Genomic DNA, 935 nt, shown 5'->3' with positions numbered 1-935 from the left:
ACCTGTTGTCAAAAAAGTGGTGACGCCCGCCGCGAAGCGGCAAGCGGTCGCGCATCTCCAGGCGACGTTGGGGATGAGCGAGCGGCGGGCGTGCACGGTCATCGGGGCAGATCGCACGAGCATGCGGTATCGGTCGTGTCGGGCGGATGATGGCGACCTGCGGTCGCGGCTGTGCGAGTTGGCGCAGCAGCGTCGGCGGTTCGGCTATCGTCGGCTGCACATCCTGCTCCGCCGGGACGGCATCACGATTAATCGCAAGAAGACCCAGCGGCTCTATCGCGAGGAAGGCCTGACGGTCAGGCGCAGGAAGGGACGACGGCGCGCCGTTGGCGCGCGGGCACCCGCGCCGGTGCTGGCGCTCCCCAACCAGCGCTGGAGCCTGGACTTCGTTCACGACCAGCTCGTCACCGGGCGTCGGTTCCGCGTGCTCAACATCGTCGACGACGTGACGCGCGAATGCCTCCGGGCGGTAGTGGACACGTCGATCTCGGGCCGGCGGGTCGTGCGCGAGTTGACCGATCTGATCGCCGAGCGTGGCAGGCCGAAGATGATCGTCAGCGACAACGGGACTGAACTGACGTCGAACGCGGTGCTCGCCTGGTCGGGAGATGTCGGCATTGAGTGGCATTACATCGCGCCTGGCAAGCCGACGCAGAACGGGTTCGCCGAGAGCTTCAACGGTCGCATGCGCGACGAACTGCTCAACGAGACGCTGTTCTTCACGGTTCGCCAGGCCCGCTCGATCCTGGCGCGCTGGGTCGACGACTACAACACCGAGCGGCCGCACTCGTCGCTCGGCTACGCTACTCCGGCAGCCTTCGCAGCCGGGCTCGAACAGCAACGGGCGGGGTTAACCCCGCCCGTTGCTTCACCTGCGCTCATGCGCGAAAACCACGGTCAGTCTCTGGTTGCCGCTGGATGAAAGACTGGGGTCA

1 protein-coding gene is annotated in these 935 nt (G+C 66.4%); it reads left to right on the top strand.

Annotated elements, in window-relative coordinates; all coding sequences use genetic code 11:
- Positions 1-922: IS3 family transposase (locus AX685_RS06930; RefSeq protein WP_082740663.1), on the top strand; the 922-nt coding region annotated here is incomplete at its 5' end.
- Positions 923-935 lie beyond the last annotated feature (13 nt).

Source organism: Sphingomonas sp. CCH9-F2 (assembly GCF_001556735.1).
GTDB lineage: Bacteria > Pseudomonadota > Alphaproteobacteria > Sphingomonadales > Sphingomonadaceae > Sphingomonas > Sphingomonas ginsenosidimutans.
Note: the sequence above shows the minus strand (reverse complement) of the source record. Positions and strands in the feature narration are given on the sequence as shown.